A 26,059-nucleotide genomic window follows, 5' to 3' on the forward strand; every position below is an offset into this window, starting at 1 on the left:
CTCAGCCGTTTCCCTGGCGCGTGCTCAGCGGCCGGGCGGCGGACCGCCGGGGCGTCCACCCGGCGGCGGACCGAAATCGCCTCCCGGGGAAGAGTTCTCGGATTTCGCGGCGACGCCGATGGTGAGGGCGACCGTGACGCCGGATGCGGGTGTTCCTGTGACGGTGGCCAGCTCGGCATCCCAGCCGTCGCCGAACACGTTGTCCGAGGCGAGCGAGACGCCGGACATGTTGCGAATGCTCTGCGCGTACCCGGAGTCGTGCGCGAAGACGGCCTCGCACACGTCATGGGGGAGGGCGATCTGCGAGGTGAGGCGGGCGTTGCTGCCCGCGACCGCGGTCTCCAGCGAGTCGTAGACCTCGAAGTGGATGTGCGGCCAGCGGCCCGAATAGCAGGCCGGGAAGATCGAGGTGAACGTCACCGCGCCGGTCTCGTCGGCGACCTGCACGCCGCGCAGATAGTTCTGGTCGGTGACGCCCGGGCTGTAGAGCGAGTACGCGCCGGACCGGTCGCAGTGCCAGACGTAGACGGCCATGCCCGCTCCCGCGGCGCCGCTTTTCGCGAGATCGCGTAGCGAGAGCTTCAGCGTCATCGGAACGCCCTCCGCGATACCGGAATACGAGCCGAAGCTGGTGGTGATGTCGGAGCGGACCACGCCGGATTCGATGAGCACGTTGGGCCCGTTGGAGCCGTCGCCCGGGTAGGGCCCCGCCGTCTCCTGCGGTGCAGCGCTCACCGCACTCGACTCGCTCGCCGTGCTGGTGGCTGTGCTCGCGCTCGACGTACCCGTCCGCGTGGCCGTCGCGCAGGCGGTCGCGGCCGTCGCCGCTCCGGCGATCCCGAGAAAGGTCAGCGCTCGCCGTCGCGACATGACCCGCAGGTCGTGCGCCAGACCGAGATCGTGCTCGTGCGCCCCGCCATTCCTGCCCACCGCGTTCCTCCTCTGCTCGTTCCGCGTCGACAGTGACGGTATGGAGCCGCGCTCGGACCGGACTGGGACATCGCTGGGAGTTCGCTGTGAGCGGTGAGTGGATCTCCCGGGTACACGCGGAAAGTCAGCGCGAGGGTGGATTCACCGTCGTTCGCCGTCCACTTCGGGAATCGGCTGAGCGCTCAGTCGGTGACGTATCCGTTCAACGTCTTCTGCAGATCGGTCACCAGCGCACGGGCGGCGGTGAGTCCGTCGCCGTGCCAGACGCTGTCCTCGACGGCGAAGACGCGGCGGTCGCCGGCGGCGCCGAGTTCCTTCCATTCGTCGCCGCGCATGACCTTCTCGCCCTGTCGCTTACCGGATTCACCGGCCAGGACGACATAGATGATGTCGCCTTCGACCTTGGTGTCGAGATCGCCCGCGGCGACGTCGAAGGACGCGCCGCGCTGGGCGGTGGGGCGCTGGACGCCCACGTCGGCCAAGACCCGGCCCGCGAAACTATCGCTGCCCTGAACCTGGATGGCGTCGCCGGTGAACCGGACGACCGAGGCCTGACTCTGATTGGCGGCGATGACCTTTCCGGCCTCGGCGGCTTCGGTGCGGTAGTTCTCCAGCGCCGTCTCGGCCGCGCCGCGCCGGTCCAAACCCGCTGCGAAGGCGCTGAATTCGGCCTGCCAGCTGTTCGACGCCCCGACCAGCACGGTCGGGGCGATGGACCGCAACGCGTCGAAAGTGGCCGCGCCGGAGGGCTGTTCGCCGATGATGACGTCGGGACGCAGCTCCGCGATCTTGGCCAGGTCGGGCTCCGCGGCGGTGCCGACGCTCGGGATCTTCAGCACGCCGGTGCCGAGGAATGCGGGCTGCGGACGTTCCCCGTCCACGGTCACCGCGCCGACCACGCGCTCCCACAGGCCCAGTGCGCAGGTCGCGTCCAGCGCGGCAGTGGTCAGCACGACGATGCGCTGCGGATCGGCGGGCACCTCGGACACACCGGCGGCATGCGTGACGCTGCGGGTGCCCGAGGCCTGATCGGGCGCGCTCGGCAGAGCGCACGCCCTCGTCGTGTCGCGCTCCAGTCCGATGACGCCCGCGCCCGCGATGTTCGTGGTGGTGCGGATGATCGAACTCGCGTTGTCGGTCTGGCTACCGCAGCCGACCAGCACGGCGGCACAGACGGCCGCGACGGCGGCCGTGCCGTAACGGGTGGCGACAGTGCGGTTTCGGGTGCGTACGAGTGCGCTCACCGGCATGCCGGAGAGGGTACAGGCGTCCGGCGGCGCCGCCGAGGCGCGGGGCGGGCCCGCGCCTCGGCGAGCGGACTCTCAGGCGACGTCGCCGCCGAGATTGAAGATCGCGCCGGTCGGATCCGCGACGGTCGCCATCCGCCCGTACGCGGAGTCCTGCGCGGCCGAGACGACCTTGCCGCCGAGCGCGACGACCTGGGCGACCGCCTTGTCCACATCGTCGGCGCCGAAATACACGGTCCAGCCCGCGGGCGCGCCGGGCGGCAGGATGTCCGAAGCGTCCATCACGCCGCCGAGCATCGGACTGGTCGAGTGGATGGTCGTGTAGCGGAACTCCGGCGCGCCGGGGATCTCGAAGGTGTCGGACCAGCCGAACACCTCGCGGTAGAACGCCAGCGAGCTCTCGTACGAGCGGGTATGCAGCTCGAACCAGGACGGCGCGCCCGCGTGATCGCGCCACTTGCCGCCCTCGACGATGGCCGCGGTCTCGAACCCGCCGAACGAACCCGCCTGCCAGACGCCGACGCCCGCGCCGCCCGAATCGGCGATCACCGCCATCGTGCCGAGATCGCCGACGTCCATCGGCTCCACGATCACGGACCCGCCGTGCGCGGTCGCGGCCTCGGCGACGGCCCTGGCGTCCGGCGCCGACAGGTAGACGGTCCACCGATCCGGTCCGGTGTCGCCGTCGTCGTCCGTCCTCCCCATCCCGCCCGCGACGGCCTTGCCGTCCTTGCGGAAGGTGAGGTAGCCGCCGAATTCCGCGCCCGCGCGGTCGACGGTCCAGCCGAACAAGTCGCTGTAGAAGGCGATGCTGCGCTCGGGATCGGCGGTGTAGAGGTCGACCCAGACGGGGTCGCCCGGCTTCGGGGTGGTCATGAGCGGTCTCCTCGCAGGTGACGAAGGGTTGTCATGGATAGAGACGACCGCGGCGTCGCGAACTCATCGGAGTAGGTCGTCGGACATCCCGCGGATGACCGGGGCCAACGAAATACGACGCAGAGTAGGACCCGTGCCTGGCGGCCGTGACGGCACCGTTTACGATCTCAGGAGCGCAAGCGAACTGTCCGCTGTCTCGGGAACGGGATGAAGGCGAGCAGCGGAGCTCGCGGAGCGACCTAAAGGCATCTTCAGGAGGATCAGTGACTGCGGTAGAGCCCAGACCAGTCCCTCAGTTGGAAGCGACTCGACCGTATCCGGCTCGGACCGGACCCAAGGGTTCTTTCCTCTACAAGATGGTCACCACCACGGACCCCAAGGTGCTCGGCACCATGTACCTGGTGACGGCGATCAGCTTCTTCATGGTCGGCGGTCTGATGGCCCTGCTGATGCGTGCCGAGCTGGCGCGTCCCGGCCTGCAGTTCCTCTCGCCGGAACAGTTCAACCAGCTGTTCACCATGCACGGCACGATCATGCTGCTGTTCTACGCGACCGCGATCGTGTTCGGCTTCGCCAACATCATCCTGCCGCTGCAGATCGGCGCCCCTGACGTCGCCTTCCCGCGTCTGAACGCGTTCAGCTACTGGCTGTACCTGTTCGGCGGCTCGATGGCGACCGCGGGCTTCGTCACCCCGGGCGGCGCCGCCGACTTCGGCTGGACCGCGTACGTCCCGCTGACCGACATCCTGCACTCGCCCGGCGTCGGCACCGACCTGTGGATCCTGGGCCTGGCCGTCTCCGGTCTCGGCACCATCCTCGGCGGCGTGAACATGCTGACCACCGTGGTCTGCTTGCGCGCGCCCGGCATGACCATGTTCCGGATGCCGATCTTCACCTGGAACATCGCCGTCACCAGCGTCCTGGTGCTGCTCGCCTTCCCGCTGCTCACCGCGGCGCTGTTCGGCCTGGCCTACGACCGCCACCTGGGTGGCCACATCTACGACCCGGCCACCGGCGGCATCCTGCTCTACCAGCACCTGTTCTGGTTCTTCGGCCACCCCGAGGTGTACATCATCGCGCTGCCGTTCTTCGGCATCGTCTCGGAGATCTTCCCGGTCTTCTCCCGCAAGCCGATCTTCGGTTACACCACGCTGGTCTACGCGACCCTCGGCATCGCCGCGCTGTCCATCGCGGTGTGGGCGCACCACATGTACGCGACCGGCGCCGTGCTGCTGCCGTACTTCTCGTTCATGACCTTCCTCATCGCGGTGCCCACCGGCGTGAAGTTCTTCAACTGGATCGGCACGATGTGGCGCGGTCAGCTGACCTTCGAGTCGCCGATGCTGTGGTCGCTCGGCTTCCTCGTGACCTTCCTCTTCGGTGGTCTGTCGGGCGTCATCCTGGCCTCGCCGCCCATGGACTTCCACGTGTCCGACACCTACTTCGTGGTCGCGCACTTCCACTACGTGCTCTTCGGCACCATCGTGTTCGCCACCTTCGCGGGCATCTACTTCTGGTTCCCGAAGATGACCGGCCGCATGGTGGACGAGCGCCTGGCCAAGTGGCACTTCTGGGCGACCTTCGTCGGCTTCCACACCACCTTCCTGGTGCAGCACTGGCTCGGTAACGAGGGCATGCCGCGTCGCTACGCCGACTACCTGCCGACGGACGGTTTCACCACGCTGAACACCATCTCGACCATCGGCGCGTTCGTCCTCGGCGCCTCGATGCTGCCGTTCATCTGGAACGTCTTCAAGAGCTACCGCTACGGCGAGGTCGTGACGGTGGACGATCCGTGGGGCTACGGCAACTCGCTGGAGTGGGCCACCACCTGCCCGCCGCCGCGGCACAACTTCTACGAGCTGCCGCGCATCCGCTCCGAGCGTCCCGCGTTCGAGCTGCACTACCCGCACATGGTGGAGCGCATGCGGGCCGAGGCGCACGTGGGCTGGGGCTCGGGCAAGCACGCCACCGCCGTCCACGAGGGCGAGCTGGCAAAGCACTAGCATGCAACACAACGAATGTGCACCCGTTGGTCTCAGCGGGTGCACACTCGTTTGATGAGGAAGTAACGCCCCGACGGGCATACAGACTTGGAGCACATCGACTTGGCCGACACCACCGTTCTCGTCACCGTCACCGGACCCGACCGGCCCGGTGTGACGTCCGTGCTGCTCGCGGCGATGTCGCGGCACCAGGTGAGCCTGCTGGATGTGGAGCAGGTCGTCATTCGCGGCCGGCTCACCCTCGGTGTGCTGGTCACCTGCCCGAACGACCCGGAAGAGCTCCAGGACGAGCTCGAGGAGGCGATGAACACCGTCGGCATGACCGTCGACGTGGAGGTGGGCGCCGCCATCGGGCGGGCGCCGATGTCCACGCACGCGGTGGTCATCCTCGGCGCGCCGGTCACCGCGCGGGCGTTCAGCGCGGTCTCGCGTCAGCTCGCCGTGCTCGGCGCGAACATCGACACCATCCGCGGCATCGCCGACTACCCCGTCACCGGGATGGAGCTGCTGGTCACCGCGACCGATACCGGCGCGGACACCGACTCCAGGCTGCGCACGGCGCTGGCCGAGGTCGCGGTCGCGGAACAGGTCGATGTCGCGGTGGAGCGGGCCGGGCTGGCGCGGCGGGCCAAGCGGCTCATCGTGTTCGATGTCGACTCGACCCTGATCCAAGGCGAGGTCATCGAGATGCTCGCCGCGCACGCCGGTGTCGAGGAGCAGGTCCGCCAGGTCACCGAGGCCGCCATGCGCGGCGAGATCGACTTCGCCGAATCGCTGCGCCAGCGCGTCGCGACCCTGGAGGGTCTGGACGAATCGGTCATCGAGGAGGTCGCCGACCGGATCGAGCTGACCCCCGGCGCGCGCACCACCATCCGCACCCTGCGCCGCATCGGCTTCCGCTGCGGCGTGGTATCGGGCGGCTTCCGCCAGGTCATCGAGCCGCTCGCGCACGAACTCGAACTCGACTTCGTGCAGGCGAACACGCTGGAGATCAAGGACGGCAAGCTGACCGGCCGGGTCGTCGGCGACATCGTCGACCGCGCCGCGAAGGCGACGGCGCTGCGCAAATTCGCCGCCGAGGCCGGGGTGCCGATGGAACAGACTGTCGCGGTCGGCGACGGCGCCAACGACATCGACATGCTCAACGCCGCCGGGCTCGGTGTCGCGTTCAACGCCAAGCCCGCGCTGCGCGAGGTCGCCGATACGGCGCTGTCGCATCCGTACCTGGACGCGGTGCTGTTCATCCTCGGCGTCACCCGCCACGAGGTGGAGGCCGCGGACGCGCGCGACGGGTTGATGCGCCGGGTGCCGCTGGTTCGATAAGCGAACCTCCGCTGTCGCTCCGGTCGTGCGCGGCCGGGGCCGCGAAGCTCCGCGCCTACTACGCTGATCGCGGACGGTGATCATTCGGCGATCGGAGAACGCGGTGCGGAAGTCCCTGGTTGTGCTGCTGTTCGGCGTCGTGCTCGCCGCGTGCGGCACCGACGATCACGAAGGGCACACGCCCGCGACGTCCACCGTGTCCGCGACCACCCAGCCTCCGGGAGATGCCATGGACGTGACCGAGGCCGACAGCGGGCAGAATCGCGCGCTGCGCACCGGGCAGCAGTTGATCGTGACATTGCCCGCCAACCCGTCGACCGGGTACGGCTGGCGGCTCGCCGCGCTGGACCAGAACGTGCTGCGGCCCGAAGGCGAGCCGGATTACCGACCGGATGCCGACCGGCCGATCGCGCCGGGCTCCGGCGGCAGCGCGGTGTGGACGTTCGTCGGGAATGCCGCGGGCGTCACCGAGCTTGCACTGGAGTACGCGCGCCCGTGGGAGCACGGTGTCGAGCCCGCGCAGAAGTTCACGTTGAGGGTCGAGGTGAAGTGAATGAGCAGTCCGGAGAGCGGCATCGTGGACGAGTTGTCCACGGGGGAAGAGGGATTCCGCATCCGGCACGCGGAACTCGCGCTCGGCTACGGCGGCGCGGGCGATCCCGACGACCCCGATCAGGTGCAGGCGATGCAGATGGTGCTGCACCTGCCCAAGGCCGATCCGCCCGCGCGCAGCGCGTTGCTCGCCGCCGCCGCGGCCTCGGCGGTCGCGCTGTGCCTGGACGAACGGGTCGGGCCGGACGGCCCTTGGGCGCAGCGGTATCTCGCGTGGAAGCACTCCCGCATCCGCAAGGTGGCGCGGCGCGCCCGGGGTGCGCAGTGGCTGGCGGCGAACGAGGTCGACGGCGTCACCGTGGAGATCGATGGCGCGCAGGCGCGGGCCTTCGTGCCGAGCGCGGTCGGCGAGGTGGACCCGCGGATCAAGAAGCTCCAGATCGGCGGCACCGATCTCCAGCACGACGACCCGGGGCCCGCGGACCCGAATCTTCCTGTGTTGTGGGTGAGCTCGGCGCTCGGCATGACGCTGGGCAAGAGCGCGGCGCAGGTCGGCCACGCCAGTATGCTGCTCGCGGCCGCGCTGCGTCCCGAGGACGCCTACCGGTGGTCTCGGCGCGAATTCCATTGCGCGGTGCGCGAAGCCGACCCCGCGCAGTGGCAGGCGCTGAGCGACCGGGTGCGGGCGGGCGGCGCGGTGGCCGTACGGGACGCGGGCTTCACCGAGATCGCTCCGGGTTCGCTGACGGTGATCGCGGTGCCGCCCGAGGCCTGGTGATCCGCTCGCCGGACCGGTGACGAGGCCGCGGTGGATTCTCGCCGGATGGGCGCGGCTCTGCGCACCGCCCACCCTCATCATCGCCAGACCTTTCCGGCCGATCGTCGCCAGAATTCCGGCCGATCGGTGGGCCCCACTCGGATCGGCCGCGTCCCCACAAGCCAGGCGGCGCGCCTTCGCGGCCCGCGTGACCGATCCGATGTCCGGTTCCGTGCGGGCGATGTGGGTCGGTCGGACAAACCCGGCGCATGTGGGCCAAGATGGAGCGCGTGCCGCAACCGGATCCCGATCTGCTCATCGATTTCACCGACGTGACCGTCCGACGCTCGGGGCACACCCTCGTCGGTCCGGTCACCTGGCAGGTCGAGCTCGACGAACGCTGGGTCGTGCTCGGCCCGAACGGCGCGGGCAAGACCTCCCTGCTGCGCATGGCCGCCGCCGAGATGCACCCGACCTCGGGCACCGCCCACCTGCTCGGCGAGGTGATCGGCAAGGTCGACGTCAACGAGCTGAAGCCGCGCATCGGCCTCTCCTCCGCGGCGCTGGCCAATCGCGTGCCGCTGGACGAGAAGGTCAGCGACCTCGTGGTGTCCGCGGGGTACGCCGTCCTCGGCCGCTGGCGCGAGCGCTACGACGACGTCGACACCGACCGCGCCATCGACATGCTGGAAAGCCTAGGCGCCGAACATCTTTCCGACCGCACCTACGGCACCCTGTCCGAAGGGGAGCGCAAGCGGGTGCTCATCGCCCGCGCCCTGATGCCCGACCCGGAACTGCTGCTGCTCGACGAACCGGCGGCCGGTCTCGACCTGGGCGGTCGCGAGGAACTGGTCGAGCGCCTCGGCGATCTCGCCGCGGACCCCGAGGCGCCCGCCATGGTACTGGTCACCCACCACGTGGAGGAGATCCCGCCCGGCTTCACCCACGGCCTGCTGCTCAACGAGGGCGAGGTCGTCGCGCAGGGCCTGCTCACCGACGTGCTCACCTCGGAGAACCTCAGCGACGCCTTCCGCCAATCCATCGCCCTCGACCGCGTCGACGGCCGCTACTTCGCCCGCCGCGCCCGCCGCGCGGGGAAGCATCGCTCGCGCTAGTTCGGACAGCACGCGCGCCGCAGCCGGCCTGGCCGTGGGCCGGCCGACAGACGCGAACCGAGCGCACGTTCGGCGTCTGCGCCCGATCGCGGTGATCGCGTTCGAGAGGCGCGAACCGAGCGGGCGTGTCAGGTCGCTCGTCTGCCTGCGCTGCGGGCGAGACGCGGGCTGGGGACGCCGCGAACCAAGCGCCCGTTATGGTGCAGGTGTGAGTGAGACAACGACGTCGGCTGACGCTCAGCCGCAGGAACCCTCGCCCCCGAAGGACGCGTCCACGGTGATGCTGGTGCGCGACGGGGCGGACGGTCCCGAGGTGTTCCTGCAGCGACGAGTCGGGGCGATGGCCTTCGCCGCGGGCATGACGGTGTTCCCGGGCGGTGGCGTCGATCCCGCCGACAGCACCGTCGAGATCGACTGGGCGGGTCCGGATCCGGCCTGGTGGGCCGAGCGGTTCGCGACCACCGAACCGCGCGCGAAGGCGTTGGTGTGCGCGGCGGTCCGGGAGACCTTCGAGGAATGCGGCGTGCTGCTCGCGGGCCCGACGGCCGACACCGTTGTCGGCGACACGGCCCCGTACCGCGAGGCGCGCGGCAAGCTCGAGCGCCGCGAACTCTCCCTCGCCACCTTCCTGGCCGAGGAGAAGCTGGTGCTGCGCGCGGATCTGTTGCGGCCGTGGGCGAATTGGATCACCCCGGTCATCGAGCCGCGCCGCTACGACACCCACTTCTTCGTCGCCGTCCTGCCGCAGGGCCAGCTGGCCGACGGCGCGACCACCGAGGCCGCCGAGGTCCACTGGCGCACCCCGGCCGAGGCACTGGACCGCTGGCGCGCGGGCACCGACATCCTGCTCCCGCCGACCTGGTCCCAGCTGGACGCGCTGGGCCGCTTCGCCTCCACGGCGGAGATCTTCGCGGCCGAGCCGGTCATCGACGCGATCATGCCGGAGTTCACCGATGTCGACGGCACCAAGATGCTGAGCTTCCCCGACAACGACCGCTACTTCGCGGACCTGCCCGAAGCGGGCAAGCTCAAGGGTTCCGCCCGTCGGTAGTGGCTCTGCAGATACCTAGCAGTGGGCTACCAGCGCTGCGGGGCCGTCCCAACACCTTCGCGAGATCGCAGGCATGCGGGCCGTCCCCAACCTCTGCGAGCGTCGCCGGGCTGCGGGGCGCGAGGCGGCAGAGCTGGGCGCTTATCCAACCCCTGCGGCGCGCACGGGAATGCGGGGTGCCGCGGCGGCGGAAGGTAGCGTGCGTGCCATGGCCGAATTCGTGACCTTGGAGCTGCCGGAAGGTGAGGGCGCGCGGGGCGTCGCCGTCCTGCGGATCGCTCGTCCGCCGATGAACCCGCTCAACGTTCAGGTGGTGCGGGAGGTGGCCGAAGCCGCGGCGGCGGTGGCGGCGGATCCGCGGGTCGCGGCCCTCGTCGTGTACGGCGACGAGCGCGTGTTCTCCGCGGGTGACGACGTGGCCGAGCTGGCCGCCCTGAACGCCGACCAGGCCCAGGCCATGGCCGCCGACGTGCAGTCCGCGCTGGGGTGCCTGGCCAAGGTTCCGCAGCCGACCGTCGCCGCGATCAGCGGGTACTGCCTCGGCGCCGGGCTGGAGCTCGCACTCGGCGCCGACCGCCGCGTCATCGGCGACAACGTCAAGCTCGGCCTGCCGCAGATCCACGCCGGCCTCATCCCGCTCGCGGGTATCCGGCGGCTCTCGCTGCTGATCGGTCCCGGCCCCGCCAAGGATCTCGTCTACACCGGACGTTTCGTGGAGCCGGACGAGGCGCGCGCACTCGGCCTGGTCGACGAGGTAGTAGCCCCCGACGACGTCTTCGCCGCCGCGCTGCGCTGGGCCGAACGCTTCACCGACGGCCCCGCCCGCGCGCTGGCCGCGGCCAAGGCGGTATTCGAGGCGGGCCCGCACGGTCTGGACCGCGCCCGCACCGAATGGGCAGGGTTGTTCGCCACCGAGGACCGCCGGATCGGCACCGAATCCTATGTAGCCGACGGCCCGGGTTCCGCGGCCTTCGTCGGTCGCTGACCCCTTTCGCGACCCGTGCCGAACGCGTCGTAGCACAGGGCTGAAGGCGGCCGCCCGCACACAGACCGATCGGTTCGATAGGGGTGTGCCAGGAGATTGCCCTGATAGGAACATGTTCTCATTTGGCCGTCGGTCCAGCACTCCGCGAGAAGCCCGGGCCGACAGCGGGCTTCATCTGGGGATTTATGTAGGCTAGGCGACCATGACGGTACGTCCCGACGACCCCGCGCCGAACCCGCATGCCACCGAGGCCGAGGTCGAAGCAGCGCTGAAGGATACGAAGCTCGCCCAGGTGCTCTACCACGACTGGGAAGCGGAGACCTATGACGACAAATGGTCCATCTCCTATGACGAGCGCTGTATCGAATACGCCCGCGGCCGCTTCGACGCCGCGGTGGGCCCCGCGCCGCTGCCCTACGAGAAGGCGCTCGAGCTCGGCTGCGGCACGGGCTTCTTCCTGCTGAACCTGATGCAGGGCGGCGTCGCCAAGTCCGGCTCGGTCACCGACCTCTCGCCTGGCATGGTGAAGGTGGCGCTGCGCAACGCGGAGAACCTGGGCCTGGACGTGGACGGCCGAGTCGCCGACGCCGAGACCATCCCCTACGACGACGACACCTTCGATCTGGTCGTCGGTCACGCCGTGCTGCACCACATCCCGGATGTGGAGCTGGCGCTGAAGGAGTGCCTGCGGGTGCTCAAGCCCGGCGGTCGCTTCGTCTTCGCCGGTGAGCCGACCACCGTGGGCAACTTCTACGCCCGCTGGCTCGGCCGCATCACCTGGAAGGCCACCACCTCGGTCACCAAGCTGCCCGCGCTGGCGGGCTGGCGTCGCCCGCAGGAGGAGCTCGACGAGTCCTCGCGCGCCGCGGCGCTGGAGGCGGTCGTCGACCTGCACACCTTCGATCCCCGCGACCTCGAATCGATGGCGCGGTCCGCGGGCGCGGTCGAGGTCAAGGCGAGCACCGAGGAATTCGCCGCCGCGCTGTGGGGCTGGCCGGTGCGCACCTTCGAGGCGGCCGTGCCCGCCGAGAAGCTCGGCATGGGCTACCGGATGGCGATGTACCGCGCCTGGCTCGGACTGAGCTGGGTGGACGAGAACATCATGCGCCGCGTGGTGCCGCGCCAGTTCTTCTATAACGCCATGATCACCGGCGTGAAGCCGGGCGCGTCCGCCAAGTAGGTGGGCTACCGCTTCGGTCGCGCGGACATCGCCTTCCTCGCCTCCGCGACAGGGCGTGCCGCGCTGGCCGAGGTGGACCGGCTGGAACTGTCCCCCGCGACGCACCTGCGCGACTTGGAGCGGGTGCGTCGCGACAACGGGGAGCACGCCGCCGCCCTCGTGGAGACCGTGCGGCTGCGCAGGAAGGCCGCCGCCAAACTGCACGGCGCGGGGGAGTGGCTGTTCACCGACGACGCGCTACAGCAGGCGACGCCGACCACGGTCGCCCGGCACCGGGCGGCCCGGCTCGCCGGACGGGCCGTGCACGACGTCACCTGTTCCATCGGCGCCGAACTCGCCGAGCTGGCCGAGGTGTGCCCGGCCGTCGTCGGCAGCGACCTGGACGAGGTGCGGCTGGCGATCGCCGCGCACAACCTCGGTGCGCGGTGGTGGCCGCTGTCCGGTACCGCGACCGGGAATGTCTTGCTGGCCAAGGCCGATGCTCTCGTGCCGAGCAGTACCGGCACGGTGATCATCGCCGATCCGGCACGCCGCTCGGACGGTCGCCGCACCCACGACCCGGCCAAGTTGCAGCCTCCGCTGCCCGACCTGCTCGACGCCTACGCGGGTCGCGACATCGCCGTGAAGTGCGCGCCCGGACTGGATTTCGACCGGCTCGGCTGGTCCGGCGAGATCGAGGTGGTCTCGCTGGACGGCGCGGTGCGCGAGGCGTGCCTGTGGTCGGCGGGCCTGGCCGAATCCGGCGTGACCCGTCGCGCCACGGTGCTGAGCGCACGTGGCGCGCCGGAAGTCCTCACCGACGCCGAGCCGGACGAACTGCTCGAGCGGCCGCCCGGCGACTGGATCATCGATCCCGACGGCGCGATCGTCCGCGCCGGTCTGGTCCGGCACTACGCCGCGAGACACGGCCTGTGGCAACTGGATCCGCATATCGCCTACCTCACCGGTGACGCCGTCCCCGAGGGTGTCCGCGGCTTCCGCATAGAGGACCGGCTCGAGCTACGCGAGAAGACGTTGCGCCAGGAGCTGGCCCGCCGCGACTGCGGGGCGCTGGAGATCCTGGTGCGCGGCGTCGACGTCGACCCGGACGCGCTGCGCAAACGCCTCAAGCTCAGGGGCAGCGTCCCCTATACATTGGTGATCACCCGAATCGGCCGCGCCGCCGCGGTGTTCCTGTGTACGGCGCACGTCTAGGACTCCAGCTTCTTCACGATCCGCTGCACCGTCAGCCAGGTGCGGGTGGTGATGTCCTTGCCGTAGGTCTTGTCCAGCCAGGCCATGAAGTCCGGGGTCTTCGGGGTGCTGTTGTCGATGACGGTGAGAAACGCGCGCGCCTCGGCGTCGTAGCCGATGATCCGGGTCAGCTCGTCACCGGCGTCCGGATGCTCGACCTTCGGACGCTGGTCTTTGAAGAAGGTGACCGTGAGGTACGAGCCCCGCTCGTGGGTGAGGCCCTCGAACGGGTCGCGATCGAGCAGTTCGCGCAGTTCCTCATAACTGCGCACGATGGTCCCGCCCGGAATCCCCAGTTCGCGGTTCAGCGCCTCCTGGATTCGATCCTCCAGCGCCGCCGCGTCGTCGTCGGCGCAGCGGAACACCACGTTGCCGCTGGACAGGATGGTCGCGACCTTCTCGAAGCCGAGCCCTTCGAACACCGCGCGCAACTTCTCGTTGCGCATGTTCGGGTTGGACGGCATGATCCCGCGCAGCAGCGCCGCGTACCTGTTCATGCCGACGACCGTACTCGAGCGGACCGACGACTTCCGTCGAACTACGCCTGCTGGGTGACGCCGTTCTTCTTGCGTTCGATGTCCTCCAGCGCGGCGATGTACTTCGCCCGCTCCTCGGCGCCCGCCTCCCAGGTGGCCTTGCGGTTCTTGACCACCTTGGCCGGCGCGCCGACGGCGATGCTGTAGTCCGGGATCTCGCCCTTGACCACCGCGTGCGCGCCGAGCACGCAGCCGCGGCCGACCCGGGTCTCGCGCAGCACGGTCACCTTGGCGGCGATCCACGTGTCGGGGCCGATGCGGACGGGGCTCTTCACGATGCCCTGGTCCTTGATGGGCAGCGTGATGTCGTCCATCTTGTGGTCGAAGTCGCAGATGTAGCACCAGTCGGCGACCAGGGTCGATTCGCCGATCTCGATGTCGAGGTAGGTGTTGACGACGTTGTCCTTGCCGAACACCACCTTGTCGCCGATGCGCAGCGAGCCCTCGTGGCAGCGGATGGCGTTGCCGTCGCCGATGTGCACCCAGCGACCGATCTCCATCCGGCTCAGCTCGGGGGTCGCGTGGATCTCGACACGGCGGCCGAGGAACACCATGCCGCGCAGCACGATGTGCGGGTTCGCCAGCTTGAACTTGAACAGCCGGTAGTAACGGACCAGATACCAGGGCGTGTAGGCGCGGTTGGCGAGCACCCAGCGCAGCGACGCCATGGTCAGAAATCGCGCCTGCTGCGGATCCCGGCGGCGCGAACCCCGCCACCGCGAGCGCAACGGTGCGCCCCACATGCTCGTCACGAACCGTTCTCCCGTCGTGTTCCTCGGGACCGGCGACCCGAGGGGCTGTCTTTGGCTACACAGCGTACTTTCGCGCGCTCACGCCCCCGGCTCTACCCTCACGTTCGCCCGGCGAGGGGTTCGCCCGGCGAACTTGCCGTGCCGGAGGCGCGGCCGATCGGGCGCAGGCTAGTCTTGCGAGCGGCCACCGACCAGAGGGGAGAACAGCAGGTGCGAACCGGTAGCGTGCGGGCTGTCGCCACACAGCCGCGATCCCGGGTGCGTGCGGTGGCCGCGCTGGCCGCCATGGGCGCGCTCGCCCTGACCGCCTGCGGCACCGACGTCGACGACATCACCGTGGGTCCCGGGAAGGGTTGGCCCGCCGCGCACCACGACGGTCGCAACAGCGGCGTCAGCCCCGTGACCGGCGCCCGCTCGCTGACGTTGAGCTGGTCCAGGCCCGCCGCAGGTCCCATCGAGCAGCCGGTCGTCATCGGCGCCGAGGGCCAGCTGTTCCTGACCACCCGCACGCCCAACGGTTGCGCCATCCTGTCGTTGCAGATGCCGACCGGCCGCAAGCGGTTCTGTGATGTGCTCGGCCCCAACGCGATCTCCTCGCCCGCCGCGGTGGACGGCGCGAGCAACGTCTACGTCGGCGACGACGGCGCGGTGAACTCCTACAACTACCTCGGTCAGCCGCGCTGGCGCACTCCCGTTGCCGGCGTGCCGGTTTCGGTGCAGTTCACCGGTGACAGCCGACTGCTCACCATCACCCAGTCCGGCCAGGTGGACGTGCTCGACCGGCAGACCGGCCTGCGGACCGTGCCGACCGTCCAGCTGCTCGGCGAGCCCGACTTCCTGGAGCACCCCGACCTGATCCGCCCCGCCTCTGGCCAGGGTCTCGACGACTGCGGCACCGGCGGCCCGCAGTGCCCGGTCGCGAACATCTCGGCGATCGAGCAGTCCACCGGCCGCTTCTACGTCACCGTGTGGCAGCCCGGTTCGGCGAACGCGGCGCTGGTCGCTCTGCGCTACGCCGACAACAAGATTCAGCAGGAGTGGCGCGCGGAGGTACTGACCGAGGGCAGCGCCACCGGTCCCGCGCTGTCCGCGGACGGCGGCACCGTCTACGTCGGCGACAACACCGAGCGGCTGATCGCCGTCGACACCGCCGACGGGCGCGTCAAGTGGGTGCGGCCGCTGGGATTCACCCCGAGCGGCGGGATCTCGGTCTCCGCCGAGGGTCTGATCATCCCGGCGGGCGACGAGGGTTACCTGCTCGCCCTGCGCGACACCGGCGAGACCGCCGAAACCGTCTGGGAGCGCAAGGATCTGGCGCTGCGCGGCGTGCCGGTGCAGACCGCGGGCGGCACCGGCTACACCGCAGCGGCGATCGGCGAGGGCCTGAGCCTGATCACTTTCGACACCGCCAGCGGCGACACCATCGACTCCGATGTGCTGCCCGGCGCGAAGGGCAGCACCACCGGCACCTCGGTCGGCGCCGAGGGCGAGGTGGTGCTGGCCACGCGGATCGGCGAGGTCTTCGTCTTCAAGCCGGAGTAAGCGCCGCTTTCACGGAGCGATCCGCCGGTCTTCGGACGTACTGCGCCCGTCAGATCGGGTTGTTCGGATCCCGTTCCGGCAGCGGACGTTCCACGATGACCGGCCTGCCGAGCGGATTGCGCACCCGGCGTTTGGCTTCCGAGTACACCTGCGCGGTCTCCGCGGCGACCACGTCCCACGCGAAGTCCTCGGTCAGTCGCTCGCGCGCGGCGTAGGCGCGGTCCTGCGCGGCGGCGGGGTCGTCCAGCGTGGCGCGCACCGCCTCCACCAGACCGTCCACGTCGGCGGGTTCGAACGAGGCGCCGGTGACGCCGTCGATGACCGCTTCGCCGAGCCCGCCCGCCGTGGAGGTGATCAGCGGGGTGCCCGCCGCGGCCGCCTCCAGCGCGACGATGCCGAACGGCTCGTAGCGGCTCGGCAGCACGATGGCGTCGGCGCCGTGCAGCCAGCCGAGCAGTTCCTGGTGACCGAGCTGACCGGCGAAGGTCACCGCGCGCGCGACGCGATGCACCCGAGCCCGTTCCCGCAGCCATTCGAACTGGGTTCCGACGCCCGCGACGGTCAGCGTGGTGCCGGGGTGGGCGCGGCGGATGCGCGGCAGGGCGGCGATGGCGTCCTGCACGCCCTTCTCGTATTCCAGTCTGCCGACGTACAGCAGCCGCGGCGGGCCGGAACGCGGTGCGCGCGGCCGGAAGGTCCAGGCGCCCACGTCGATGCCGTTGCGAATGACCGTCATCGGGATGCGCTCGGGACCGTAGAGGCGCTGCACCTCGTCCTGCATCGAGGTCGAGCAGGTGATCAGCGCGTCGGATTCGTTGGCGAGCCACCATTCGACCGAGTGGACCTGCTTGTTGACCTTGCCCGCGACCCAGCCGCTGTGGCGACCCGCCTCGGTGGCATGGATGGTCGAGACCAGCGGCACGTCGTAGTACTCGGCGAGTGCGATGCCGGGATGGGCGACCAGCCAGTCGTGCGCGTGCACGACATCCGGTGTCCAGCCGTCGCCGATGCCCGGCTTACCGAGCGCGACGCCCGCGCGCACCATCGCGTGGCCCATGGCCAGCGTCCAGGCCAGCATGTCCTCGCCGAAGTCGAAGCAGGGCGGATCCTCGGCGACCGCGACCACCAGCACGCCGTCCTCGATGAACGAATGCGTCGGGTGGGTGGCGGAATCGGTGCCGGACGGGCGGCGGGACAGAACGACCACTTCGTGGCCCGCCGCGGCGAGCTCGGTCGCGAGGTGATGCACGTGCCGACCCAACCCACCGACCACAACCGGTGGGTATTCCCACGACACCATCAAGATCTTCATGCATGTCCTTCATAGGCAGGGCCGTCTGCGGTCGGGCCTTGCGGGGCCTGGCCCAGGTTCCCGGCGGGCTCGGCACTGGGGAGCCGTCGCGCATCCAATCCGGGGAAGAATCCGTCGGCCGCGTACCATCCTGCCGCCAACTGCCGCGCTTTGGCGACTTGACCCGCGCCGACCGCCGCCGCGATCTCCCGCACGGCATGCGCGTGCTGGTGGGCCCGCTCCCGCGCGTAGCCCGCCGCGGAGTCCTTGCTGACCATGAACGCCCAGTCGCTGGACACCGTCAGGATCGCCTCGCGCAGCAACTGATCCGCGACCGGATCGCGCAGCGCGGAGGTGGTTCCCGCGCGCATCTTGTCCAGGGTGTCCAGCGCCAGCCGCACTACCTCGTCGTTGAGCTCGACCAGATCCCGCACCTGATCACCGGCCCAGACCCGCCAGTCCTTGCCGGAACCCCAGGACGAATCGGTCAGCTGGACGGGCTCACCCACGAAGCCGCGTTCGCGCGCGTCGGCCAGGGTGCCGACGGTGACGCCCGCCTCGGGCAGCGCGCGCAGGACCTGGGCCAGCCACTGCGGGCCCTCGTGCCACCAGTGCCCGAACAGCTCGGTGTCGAAGGCGGCGACGACGAGCGCGGGACGACCGATGCGTTCGGATTCGGCGACCAGTCGATCGCGCACGGTGCGCACGAAGTCGTCGACGTCGCGGACCACCGCCGCGGCCGCCAGCTCCGGGTCGTACGGGGCCTTGTCGGGCCCGGCGACCGTCTTGCCGGTGACGCGGGCGGGTTTGAGACCTGTCGCGTGGTCGTAGTGATGAAAGTCACGGTAGGCCGCCTGGCCGGGATAGCCGGACTTCGGTGACCACACCCGGTAGCTCACCTGCAGATCGCGCCCGAACGCCACCACGTCGGAGTCGCGCACCGGGCGGCCGAGGCTGCTGTCGCCGCGGAGCGCGGGTCCGTCGACCATGAAATGCGTCACACCGGCGGCGGCGTAGCCGACCTCCATGCCCGGCGAGTATCCGCACTCCGGCGCCCAGATGCCGGTGGGGGTGTGGCCCCAGCGCTGGCGGGCGTCGGCGAGGCCCTCGCGCAACTGGAAGGCGCGCAGCCGCGGGTCGAGCAGCGGCTGGAACGGATGGGCCAGGGGCCCGCCGAGCAGTTCGATCGTCTGCGCGTCGACGAGTTCGCGCCAGACCGGCGCCGCGCCGTGTCGCCAGCGCAACTCGAACTCGGCGAGCGCCGCGGCGGCGAGCCGGTGCTCGTGCCTGCCGAGTGCGACATTGCCCGCCATGGCGGCCTCGTCCGCGCGCAGTTGCCAGTTGCCGAGCCAGTGGTGCATGCCCGCCAGGCAGTGCGGGTCGTCCAGCTGGGCCGCGAGCACCGGCGTGATGCCGAGGCTGAGCAGATGTGAACGCCCTTCCGCCGCAAGGGTTCTCAGCACCTCGACGACCGGAAGATAGGACGCTGCCCAGGACTGGTAGAGCCATTCCTCGCCGACCGGCCAGCGGCCGTGATGGGCCAGCCACGGCAGATGGGAGTGCAGGACCAGGGTGAACTGGCCGGGTACCGCGTTGTCGGTCAACGTTTCACCGCGATGGCCACGAGGTCGAGGCTGGCGTCGATGTCCTCGGTGATCAGGTCGAAGTCGTCGATGGAGACCGCGGCGACGTCGGCGGTCAGCTCGGCGGGCCACGGCTCGCCCGCGAGCGCCCGCTCGATCTGCGCGTCGATGAACGAGCCACCGTGCTTGGCGTCCAACGCTTTCAGCGTCGCGCCGTGGTGCACGCCGGTCATCAGCGCGACCTCGAAACCGGCCTCGACGAGCAGTTCGGTGAGTTCGTCCGCGTTCAGCTCGCGGGTGTGGAACGGGTTGAGCGGGGTGTCGCGGCCGGGCGAGAAGGTGATCCGGTTGGGCGTGCTGATCAGCAGCTCGCCGCCGGGCCGCAGCACCCGAAGGCATTCCCGCAGGAACTGGCTCTGGTCCCAAAGGTGTTCGATGACTTGGAAATTCACCACGACATCGACGGAGGCGTCGTCGAGCGGCAGGGCGGCGAGGTTGCCCTGGATCATCTCCACGCGCGGGTAGCGCGCGCGCACGTGCGCGACCGCGCTCGCGTCGTAGTCGAGACCGATCACCTTGGTGGCCACTCCGGCGATCATGTCGGCGCCGTAGCCTTCGCCGGAACCCGCTTCCAGCACGGTCTTTCCGGCGCACCGGTCGAGCAGCCGGGCGTAGACGATCTCGTGCCTGCGGAACCAGTAGTTCTCCTCGGCGATGCCGGGGACGGTGCGCTCGCCGGTCAGCGGCAATGGTTCGACGGCACCGGCGTTTTCCGCAGTTATGACCCTCGGGTCGCCCACTGCGGCAGGGATCACAGCCTCGCTCATCACACCGACGTTACTGGTAAGGGTCGCGCACGATATCGCCCGGACCGGTGTATTGAGAGAGAAGCCACTAAGTTACCCATGAGTAACTTAACGTAGGGTAGTGTCACGCCCTGAGCTACCTCAACAGGACGTACGGCCCAGCTCGTGCGACCGCCAGATACACGCCCCCAGAACAGGAGGTCGACGAAGACCGATGCCGAACATCGTCGTACTCATCAAGCAGGTTCCCGACACCTGGTCCGAGCGCAAGCTGTCCGATGGTGACTACACCCTGGACCGCGAGGCCGCGGACGCCGTCCTCGACGAGATCAACGAGCGCGCCGTCGAAGAGGCGCTGCTGATCAAGGAAGCCCAGGGCGGTGAGGTCACCGTGCTGGCCGCCGGTCCGGACCGCGCCACCGAGGCCATCCGCAAGGCGCTGTCGATGGGCGCCGACAAGGCCATCCACATCAACGACCCGGCGATCCACGGCTCCGACGCCGTGCAGACCGCGTGGGTGCTGGCCAGCGCGCTCGGCCAGGTCGAGGGTGTCGAGCTCGTCATCGCCGGTAACGAGGCGACCGACGGCCGCGCCGGTGCGGTGCCGGCGATCATCGCCGAGTACCTGGGTCTGCCGCAGCTGACCCACCTGCGCAAGCTGTCCGTCGACGGCGACAAGATCACCGGCGAGCGCGAGACCGACGAAGGCGTCTTCAAGCTGGAGGCGACCCTCCCCGCCATCGTCTCGGTCACCGAGAAGATCAACGAGCCGCGCTTCCCGTCCTTCAAGGGCATCATGGCGGCCAAGAAGAAGGAAGTTCAGGTCTTCACGCTGGCCGATCTGGGCGTCGACCCGTCGACCGTGGGTGTCGCCAACGCGGGCACCACCGTCACCGCGTCCACCCCGAAGCCCCCGCGCACCGCGGGCGAGAAGATCGCGGACGAGGGCGACGGCGGCACCAAGATCGCCCAGTACCTCATCGGTCAGAAGATCATCTGATCCGCCCGGCTGACGAGACTTCCTAGGAGAGAACACAAATGGCTGAAGTACTTGTGCTCGTCGAGCACGCCGACGGTGCGATCAAGAAGGTCAGCACCGAACTGCTCACCGCCGCCCGCACCCTGGGCACCCCGGCCGCCGTCGTGCTCGGCGCCGCGGGCACCGGCGAGAAGCTGGCCGACGCGCTGGCCGCCGCGGGCGCCGAGAAGATCTACATCGCCGAGTCCGACGATGTGGACAACTTCCTGGTGACCCCGAAGGTCGACGTGCTGGCCGGTCTGGTCGAGTCGGTGTCCCCGGCCGCCGTGATCGTCGCCGCCTCCGCCGAAGGCAAGGAGGTGTCGGGCCGCCTCGCCGCCCGCATCGGCTCCGGCCTGCTGGTGGACGTCATCGGCGTGAACGCCGACGGCTCCGCCGTGCACTCCATCTTCGGTGGCGCCTTCACCGTCGACGCCAAGGCCAACGGCGACGTGCCGGTCATCTCGGTCCGCCCGGGTGCGGTCGAGGCCGTGGCGCAGGCCGGCGCGGGCGAGAAGGTGACCGTCGAGGTCCCCGCGCAGGAAGAGGGCGTCGTCAAGGTGACCTCGCGCGAGCCGGTCGTCGCCGGTGACCGTCCGGAGCTCACCGAGGCGAACATCGTCGTCTCCGGTGGTCGCGGTGTCGGCTCGGCCGACAACTTCGCGGTCGTCGAGGCGCTGGCCGACTCGCTCGGCGCGGCCGTCGGCGCCTCGCGCGCCGCCGTCGACTCGGGCTACTACCCGGGCCAGTTCCAGGTCGGTCAGACCGGTAAGACGGTCTCGCCGCAGCTGTACATCGCCCTCGGCATCTCCGGCGCCATCCAGCACCGCGCCGGCATGCAGACCTCGAAGACCATCGTCGCGGTCAACAAGGACGAAGAGGCCCCGATCTTCGAGATCGCGGACTACGGCATCGTCGGCGACCTGTTCAACGTCGCCCCGCAGCTCACCGAGGCGGTCAAGGCCCACAAGGGCTGAGAAACCCTCGGCGCGTAGCCGTTACGAACGGCCCCGGCTGGAAACAGCCGGGGCCGTTCGCGTTTCAGGTGCGGTGCTGGTGCCCGGGTTCCGCGATGCGCTACCGTGTGCCGGTCCGGCTCGGCGGGTGCAGGGGGTGCATGGAAATCAACGACAATGGTGGTCTGCCAACAGGATTCATGTCCGAAATGCCCGACGATGGTGGACTTCCGATCACCGCTCGGCAGGAACAGTTCAGTCTCGCATTCGTGCGTATGGTCGCCGCTGCCGCGGGTTGTTCCATCAAGAGTCACGAAACCGACTACGACGGCGTCGATATCACGATCGTGGCCTCGCGCGAGTACGCGAGATTCTATTGCCCCGAGTTCGAGCTGCAGCTCAAGTGCACTACGCAACACAGTCGGCTCAAAGCGGATCATTTGGCTTGGCCTCTGGACAAGGGGCCGTTCCTGAAACTGGTGAGCCCGAAGCGGTTCGTTCCGGCCCTGCTCGGCGTCCTGCTCATACCGGAGGAGCCTGATCAGCTGCTCGATCTGTCGGAGGACGGTCTGACCAGCTCCAGCCGCATGTACTGGGAATACGCCGCGAAGCTCGGCGGAATAGCGGACGGCAAGTCCAGCACGACAGTTCACCTACCCAGAAGTAACCTGTTCGATGTAGTCGGGCTCCAAGAGATCATGCACAGAATCGGCGAAGGAGGCCAGTGGTGAAGGACATCCCTGTCGGCGACCTTCACGACATAGCACTCGCCTTGTCGCCACCGGCTGTGTCGCAGTACCTTGCCGCGCACGATTGGGAACTCGAGGCGCGGGTCCAAGACGTGAAAGAGATCTGGCGGCTTCCGGGTGAGGACGGCCTGCTGGGCCGAATAATGTTGCCCTTGGCAACCGACTACGTCGACTTTCCTCGGCGCTTCCGGGAAACGATGCAAGCGCTCGCGACCATCTACGACTGGGATCCGGCGCAACTTGTCGAACGCATCGCCGCCGCACGTGCCGACCTGTTCTTCGTGCGACTCGACCAGGAAATGATCGACGGCACGATCCCGTTCCGGCAGGCGGAAACGACTTTGGAAGCCCTGTTCCGGATGATGAAGGCCGCCGCCACGACCGCGGACGATCCGACCCATTCCCACCGAGGTCGTAGATCGGCCACCGTGACGGAATTCCTCGAGGAGAATATCCGGCTGGGACATACCAAACGGGGCAGTTTCGTGTTCACCGTCGTATCGCGCCTCGGCGATGTAATGCCTACCGAGACAACTGGACTGCCGCAAGTTCCGTTTCCGCGTGCGGCGATGGCGACGCTCGCCAAGGGCTTGCAATCGACGCGCACCCTGGCCTTGCGCTGGGACGATCGCGCCTTGGAGCGCGCCGGTGAGCTGGGATTGAGTGCCAATTTGGTGGAATCGGTCTTGGAGCTCACGCAGCCGCAGGACTTACGTGCATTGGACCTGTCGTTCGATTGGGCAGCCGGCGAGCCGGCGCCGGTGCTGGAAAGTTCTCGAATCGTCATAGATCGCGATGCGATGGCGGGGTTGTCGCGCGTGCGTGAGCGCTTGGTTCGGAATGAGGAGCCACCGCGGCACGAAGCATTGCTCGGTGTCGTGCGGACGCTCAACCGCGACGATTTCGCCGACGGGGACGAGGAGGCCACAAGCATCGTCTTGTCCACGCATGTGGACGGTCGCCTGCGGAACGTGCACGTCCCGCTGGCTGGGACAGACTACGAATGGGCGATCGCTGCGCACCAGTCCAAGCGACCGATCGTCGTGGCGGGGGACTTGGCGTTCGAACGCGGAGCTTGGCGGCTGACCGGCGAAATAACCGTCGACCGGAGACTCTAGGATCGATCGACGTGACACCGACGGCGTCCGTGTGGCTCAGGTGCGGTGGAGGGTGGTCAGGAGGGTCGTGAGGATGGGGGAGCGGCGGGCGTCGTCGCGGAGGACGGCGCAGACGGGGATGCGCAGGCGGTGTTCGGCGAGTTGCAGGACGACGAGTCCTTCGGTGGGGCTCTGGGCGTAGAGGACGGTCCACGCTTCGGGGCGGTTGATCAGCTCCATGGTGGCGGTGTGGTCGGGCGGGATGGGCGGGCCGAAGGTGGGGCCGACGGGCAGGTCGGCGAAGGCGCTGCGAATGATGTTGTGCAGCAGCACCTGTTCCTGTTCGGGCGGCAGCAGCAGGGGGTAGGAGCTGAGGTCGTTGAGGGTGACGGTGTCGCGGGTGGCCAGCGGATGACCGCTCGTGGTGGCGATCACGAGGTCCTCGACCCAGAGCTGTTCCACCATCAGGCCCGGCTGGTCGACACGCCCGCGGATCAGCGCGAGATCGCAGTCGCCGTCCGCGACGGCCGTGATGCGTTGGCGGAAGGGCTTGATCACGAATTCGATCTCCGCGTCCGGGTGCGCGGCGCGCGCGGCCGCGATGGCGGACAGCGAGCGGCTCGCGAAGGACATGTTGGCCGCCAACCGGATTCGCGGCCCGGAGGCGCGAACCGCCGCGCGGATGGCGGATTCCAAGCTCAACATCTGTTTAGCCAGGGGAAGTAGCCTTGTGGTCGCGTCGGTAGGGACGACAGCCCTGGTAGAACGCTCGAACAGCGGCACGCCGAGGTCGCGCTCGAGCCGCGCGATCTGATGACTGATCGCCGACTGCGAGATGAAACATCGGGCCGCGGCCCTGCTGAAGCTCAGTTCTTCGCAGACCGCGACGAAGTACGCCAGCTGCCGAAGCTCCACGACAAGCTCCTATTCATGAGCAATCCAGATAAGAGTCATCTTCATTATGCGCCGTAACCGGTGAAATATCTGCGTTCCCGATGACGGTTGGTAATGAGAGAAGGAGGCTGTCATGGAACACGCAGATGTGGTCGTCGTCGGATCGGGATTCGGGGGGCTGGCCGCCGCCAAACAACTCGCCAAGTCGGGTATCGACTTCGTACTCATTTCGAGCACGCCGGAGCACCTGTTCCAGCCGTTGCTCTACCAGGTCGCGACGGGTGTGCTGGCGTCGCACGAGATCGCGCCGCCCATCAAGTCGGTGCTGCGCAGGCACAAGGAAGCCGATGTGCGCCTCGGCGAGGTTGTCGCCATCGATCCCGACAAAGCGATCGTGACCTACGTCACCGACGGTGTGCGCCACGAGATTCGGTACGGCTCGCTGATCGCGGCCACCGGCGCGTCGCAGTCCTATTTCGGCCGTGACGATTTCGCCGAGAAGACTTTCGCCCTCAAGACCATCGACGACGCGAAACTGCTTCGCGCCCAGATCGAACGGGTCTTCGCCGAGGCCGCGACCGCGGACCCCGAGACCAAGAGCAGGCTGCTCAGCTTCGTGGTGGTCGGCGCGGGCGCGACCGGCGTGGAAGTCGCCGGTCAGCTCAAAGAGCTCGCGAAAAGGTACTACCACCAAGAGGTCTCGGTCAGCCTGGTGGAGGGCGCCGGAGAGGTGTTGCCGCCCTTCGGCGGTGGGCTCTCGGAGTACGCGAAGAAGTCGTTGACCGGAAGCGGCGTCGAGGTGCTCGTCGACACGTTCGTCACCGACATCGAACCGGGCAAGGTGACCGTCAAGGACAAGGCGGGCGTGGAGCGCAAGATCGGCGCCGAGACCGTGGTCTGGTCGGCGGGTGTGCAGGCGGGCGGGTTCGCGAAGATCCTGGCCGAGGCCACCGGCGTCGAGACCGACCGCGCCGGACGGCTGCTGGTCAACCCCGACCTCACCGTCGCCGGCTACGCCGACATCTACGCGATCGGCGACATGACCTCGCTCAACGGCTACCCCGGTCAGTCGCCGGTGGCCATGCAGGAGGGCAGGCACGCCGCCGACATCATCCGCCGCAAGAAGCAGCCCGGTACCCCGTTCAAGTACTGGGACAAGGGCAGCATGGCGGTGATCAGCCGGTTCAGCGCGGTGGTGAAGCTCAACGAGAAGATCACCTTCCGCGGCGTGATCGCCTGGGTCATGTGGCTCGCGGTGCACCTGCTGTACCTGGTGGGCTTCCGCAACCGCTTCGCGGCGGTGGCCTCGTGGCTGGTCGCCTTCATCGGCAGCGGCCGCCCCGGTTTCGACGAGGTGGAATCGACACCGACACAGGCGCGCGCACCCGAACGCGTCGCCGCCTGAGCGCACCCGAACGAATCGCACCGATGCCCGCGCATCGGTGCGATTGCCGTTTCCGGGCGCTGAAAGGTTGCCTAAGCAGGGGAAAGGCGACTCCACGACGCGTCGATGCTAACGGTGCGCGTCGGGTCGGTGAACCTTGGGTGTGACCGGCGTCTCGTTAACCTAGCCTGCATCG

Annotated in this window: 24 protein-coding genes; 15 read left to right on the forward strand and 9 right to left on the reverse strand. The window is 69.0% G+C overall.

The features are described 5' to 3' along the window. Positions 1-24: 24 nt before the first annotated feature. The 3 genes from FB390_RS14045 to FB390_RS14055 form a co-directional block, all read right to left on the reverse strand. Entirely contained in the window at positions 25-870 is an 846-nt protein-coding gene (locus tag FB390_RS14045; protein ID WP_141811752.1) for a dioxygenase family protein, read from the reverse strand. Between the two features lie 242 nt (positions 871-1,112). Beyond that, positions 1,113-2,180: an ABC transporter substrate-binding protein gene (locus tag FB390_RS14050; protein WP_141809361.1), complete on the reverse strand. Its 1,068-nt coding sequence runs from the start codon at positions 2,178-2,180 to the stop codon at positions 1,113-1,115. 72 nt (positions 2,181-2,252) lie between these two features. After that, positions 2,253-3,053 carry a VOC family protein gene (locus FB390_RS14055; RefSeq protein WP_141809362.1) on the reverse strand — a complete coding sequence of 267 codons (801 nt, stop codon included), beginning with the start codon at positions 3,051-3,053 and terminating at the stop codon, positions 2,253-2,255. Positions 3,054-3,316: 263 nt separating this feature from the next. On the opposite strand from FB390_RS14055, the gene ctaD reads away from it, so the two are divergent. From ctaD to FB390_RS14100, 9 genes are all read left to right on the forward strand, one after another. Then, positions 3,317-5,059 (forward strand): aa3-type cytochrome oxidase subunit I, encoded by a 1,743-nt coding sequence (gene ctaD / locus FB390_RS14060; RefSeq protein WP_084482625.1) that lies wholly within the window; start codon positions 3,317-3,319, stop codon positions 5,057-5,059. 96 nt (positions 5,060-5,155) lie between these two features. After that, the gene (gene serB, locus FB390_RS14065) at positions 5,156-6,382 is read left to right on the forward strand and encodes a phosphoserine phosphatase SerB (protein WP_141811753.1); all 1,227 of its coding nucleotides are present in this window, start codon (positions 5,156-5,158) and stop codon (positions 6,380-6,382) included. 103 nt (positions 6,383-6,485) lie between these two features. Beyond that, positions 6,486-6,935: a protease inhibitor I42 family protein gene (locus FB390_RS14070; protein ID WP_141809363.1), complete on the forward strand. Its 450-nt coding sequence runs from the start codon at positions 6,486-6,488 to the stop codon at positions 6,933-6,935. Next, positions 6,936-7,712, forward strand: a complete 777-nt coding sequence (locus FB390_RS14075) for an aminoacyl-tRNA hydrolase (RefSeq protein WP_141809364.1) — start codon at positions 6,936-6,938, stop codon at positions 7,710-7,712. It begins immediately after the preceding gene. 260 nt (positions 7,713-7,972) lie between these two features. Further along, positions 7,973-8,806: an ABC transporter ATP-binding protein gene (locus FB390_RS14080; RefSeq protein WP_141811754.1), complete on the forward strand. Its 834-nt coding sequence runs from the start codon at positions 7,973-7,975 to the stop codon at positions 8,804-8,806. Between the two features lie 280 nt (positions 8,807-9,086). Then, on the forward strand, positions 9,087-9,857 hold the full coding sequence (locus FB390_RS14085; RefSeq protein WP_185757240.1) for an NUDIX hydrolase: 771 nt from the start codon (positions 9,087-9,089) through the stop codon (positions 9,855-9,857). 208 nt (positions 9,858-10,065) lie between these two features. Further along, on the forward strand, positions 10,066-10,842 hold the full coding sequence (locus tag FB390_RS14090) for an enoyl-CoA hydratase-related protein (RefSeq protein ID WP_141809366.1): 777 nt from the start codon (positions 10,066-10,068) through the stop codon (positions 10,840-10,842). A 202-nt stretch (positions 10,843-11,044) separates the two neighbouring features. Then, positions 11,045-12,022: a class I SAM-dependent methyltransferase gene (locus FB390_RS14095; protein WP_067781591.1), complete on the forward strand. Its 978-nt coding sequence runs from the start codon at positions 11,045-11,047 to the stop codon at positions 12,020-12,022. After that, positions 12,023-13,216 carry a THUMP-like domain-containing protein gene (locus FB390_RS14100; RefSeq protein ID WP_141809367.1) on the forward strand — a complete coding sequence of 398 codons (1,194 nt, stop codon included), beginning with the start codon at positions 12,023-12,025 and terminating at the stop codon, positions 13,214-13,216. On the opposite strand, the gene FB390_RS14105 is transcribed toward FB390_RS14100, so the two are convergent. Beyond that, positions 13,213-13,752, reverse strand: a complete 540-nt coding sequence (locus tag FB390_RS14105) for a DUF1697 domain-containing protein (protein WP_141809368.1) — start codon at positions 13,750-13,752, stop codon at positions 13,213-13,215. The genes FB390_RS14100 and FB390_RS14105 overlap by 4 nt on opposite strands. Positions 13,753-13,793: 41 nt before the next feature. Further along, positions 13,794-14,543: an acyltransferase gene (locus FB390_RS14110; RefSeq protein WP_141809369.1), complete on the reverse strand. Its 750-nt coding sequence runs from the start codon at positions 14,541-14,543 to the stop codon at positions 13,794-13,796. A 210-nt stretch (positions 14,544-14,753) separates the two neighbouring features. Here FB390_RS14110 and FB390_RS14115 point away from each other — a divergent pair, with 210 nt between their 5' ends. Continuing rightward, complete coding sequence (locus FB390_RS14115; protein ID WP_246124010.1) at positions 14,754-16,085, forward strand: outer membrane protein assembly factor BamB family protein; 1,332 nt, start codon at positions 14,754-14,756, stop codon at positions 16,083-16,085. 49 nt (positions 16,086-16,134) lie between these two features. Here the strand turns inward: FB390_RS14115 and FB390_RS14120 are convergent, their stop codons facing one another. Genes FB390_RS14120 through FB390_RS14130 form a run of 3 tightly spaced genes read right to left on the reverse strand, consistent with a single transcriptional unit; the run spans position 16,135 to position 19,786 of the window. Next, positions 16,135-17,397 carry a glycosyltransferase family 4 protein gene (locus FB390_RS14120; RefSeq protein ID WP_141809370.1) on the reverse strand — a complete coding sequence of 421 codons (1,263 nt, stop codon included), beginning with the start codon at positions 17,395-17,397 and terminating at the stop codon, positions 16,135-16,137. Next, entirely contained in the window at positions 17,394-18,980 is a 1,587-nt protein-coding gene (locus FB390_RS14125; protein WP_141809371.1) for a 1,4-alpha-glucan branching protein domain-containing protein, read from the reverse strand. The genes FB390_RS14120 and FB390_RS14125 overlap by 4 nt, the downstream gene beginning before the upstream one ends. After that, positions 18,977-19,786 carry a class I SAM-dependent methyltransferase gene (locus FB390_RS14130; RefSeq protein WP_246124011.1) on the reverse strand — a complete coding sequence of 270 codons (810 nt, stop codon included), beginning with the start codon at positions 19,784-19,786 and terminating at the stop codon, positions 18,977-18,979. The genes FB390_RS14125 and FB390_RS14130 overlap by 4 nt, the downstream gene beginning before the upstream one ends. Before the next feature lie 193 nt (positions 19,787-19,979). Between FB390_RS14130 and FB390_RS14135 the strand changes: the two genes are divergently transcribed. The 4 genes from FB390_RS14135 to FB390_RS14150 all read left to right on the forward strand — a co-directional run bounded on the left by FB390_RS14135 (position 19,980) and on the right by FB390_RS14150 (position 23,606). Further along, positions 19,980-20,765, forward strand: coding sequence for an electron transfer flavoprotein subunit beta/FixA family protein (locus tag FB390_RS14135; RefSeq protein WP_141809372.1), 786 nt, complete (start codon positions 19,980-19,982; stop codon positions 20,763-20,765). A 38-nt stretch (positions 20,766-20,803) separates the two neighbouring features. Further along, complete coding sequence (locus FB390_RS14140; protein ID WP_141809373.1) at positions 20,804-21,760, forward strand: electron transfer flavoprotein subunit alpha/FixB family protein; 957 nt, start codon at positions 20,804-20,806, stop codon at positions 21,758-21,760. 140 nt (positions 21,761-21,900) lie between these two features. After that, positions 21,901-22,470 carry a DUF4365 domain-containing protein gene (locus FB390_RS14145; protein WP_221639254.1) on the forward strand — a complete coding sequence of 190 codons (570 nt, stop codon included), beginning with the start codon at positions 21,901-21,903 and terminating at the stop codon, positions 22,468-22,470. Then, positions 22,467-23,606, forward strand: coding sequence for a hypothetical protein (locus FB390_RS14150; RefSeq protein WP_221639260.1), 1,140 nt, complete (start codon positions 22,467-22,469; stop codon positions 23,604-23,606). Before FB390_RS14145 ends, FB390_RS14150 begins: the two co-directional genes overlap by 4 nt. 36 nt (positions 23,607-23,642) lie before the next feature. Here the strand turns inward: FB390_RS14150 and FB390_RS14155 are convergent, their stop codons facing one another. Beyond that, the gene (locus FB390_RS14155) at positions 23,643-24,500 is read right to left on the reverse strand and encodes a LysR family transcriptional regulator (RefSeq protein ID WP_141809374.1); all 858 of its coding nucleotides are present in this window, start codon (positions 24,498-24,500) and stop codon (positions 23,643-23,645) included. Between the two features lie 112 nt (positions 24,501-24,612). Here FB390_RS14155 and FB390_RS14160 point away from each other — a divergent pair, with 112 nt between their 5' ends. Further along, complete coding sequence (locus FB390_RS14160) at positions 24,613-25,884, forward strand: NAD(P)/FAD-dependent oxidoreductase (RefSeq protein WP_141809375.1); 1,272 nt, start codon at positions 24,613-24,615, stop codon at positions 25,882-25,884. Positions 25,885-26,059: the final 175 nt, after the last annotated feature.

This window comes from Nocardia bhagyanarayanae, from assembly GCF_006716565.1.
GTDB lineage: Bacteria > Actinomycetota > Actinomycetes > Mycobacteriales > Mycobacteriaceae > Nocardia > Nocardia bhagyanarayanae.

Excerpts from the sequence above, each read along its gene's own strand:
- FB390_RS14045 (WP_141811752.1), bottom strand. The coding sequence starts at position 870 with ATGTCGCGACGGCGAGCGCTGACCTTTCTCGGGATCGCCGGAGCGGCG.
- FB390_RS14050 (WP_141809361.1), bottom strand. The coding sequence starts at position 2,180 with ATGCCGGTGAGCGCACTCGTACGCACCCGAAACCGCACTGTCGCCACC.
- FB390_RS14055 (WP_141809362.1), bottom strand. The coding sequence starts at position 3,053 with ATGACCACCCCGAAGCCGGGCGACCCCGTCTGGGTCGACCTCTACACC.
- FB390_RS14075 (WP_141809364.1), top strand. The coding sequence starts at position 6,936 with ATGAGCAGTCCGGAGAGCGGCATCGTGGACGAGTTGTCCACGGGGGAA.
- FB390_RS14080 (WP_141811754.1), top strand. The coding sequence starts at position 7,973 with ATGGAGCGCGTGCCGCAACCGGATCCCGATCTGCTCATCGATTTCACC.
- FB390_RS14085 (WP_185757240.1), top strand. The coding sequence starts at position 9,087 with ATGCTGGTGCGCGACGGGGCGGACGGTCCCGAGGTGTTCCTGCAGCGA.
- FB390_RS14090 (WP_141809366.1), top strand. The coding sequence starts at position 10,066 with ATGGCCGAATTCGTGACCTTGGAGCTGCCGGAAGGTGAGGGCGCGCGG.
- FB390_RS14095 (WP_067781591.1), top strand. The coding sequence starts at position 11,045 with ATGACGGTACGTCCCGACGACCCCGCGCCGAACCCGCATGCCACCGAG.
- FB390_RS14105 (WP_141809368.1), bottom strand. The coding sequence starts at position 13,752 with ATGAACAGGTACGCGGCGCTGCTGCGCGGGATCATGCCGTCCAACCCG.
- FB390_RS14120 (WP_141809370.1), bottom strand. The coding sequence starts at position 17,397 with ATGAAGATCTTGATGGTGTCGTGGGAATACCCACCGGTTGTGGTCGGT.
- FB390_RS14130 (WP_246124011.1), bottom strand. The coding sequence starts at position 19,786 with ATGAGCGAGGCTGTGATCCCTGCCGCAGTGGGCGACCCGAGGGTCATA.
- FB390_RS14135 (WP_141809372.1), top strand. The coding sequence starts at position 19,980 with ATGCCGAACATCGTCGTACTCATCAAGCAGGTTCCCGACACCTGGTCC.
- FB390_RS14140 (WP_141809373.1), top strand. The coding sequence starts at position 20,804 with ATGGCTGAAGTACTTGTGCTCGTCGAGCACGCCGACGGTGCGATCAAG.
- FB390_RS14145 (WP_221639254.1), top strand. The coding sequence starts at position 21,901 with ATGGAAATCAACGACAATGGTGGTCTGCCAACAGGATTCATGTCCGAA.
- FB390_RS14160 (WP_141809375.1), top strand. The coding sequence starts at position 24,613 with ATGGAACACGCAGATGTGGTCGTCGTCGGATCGGGATTCGGGGGGCTG.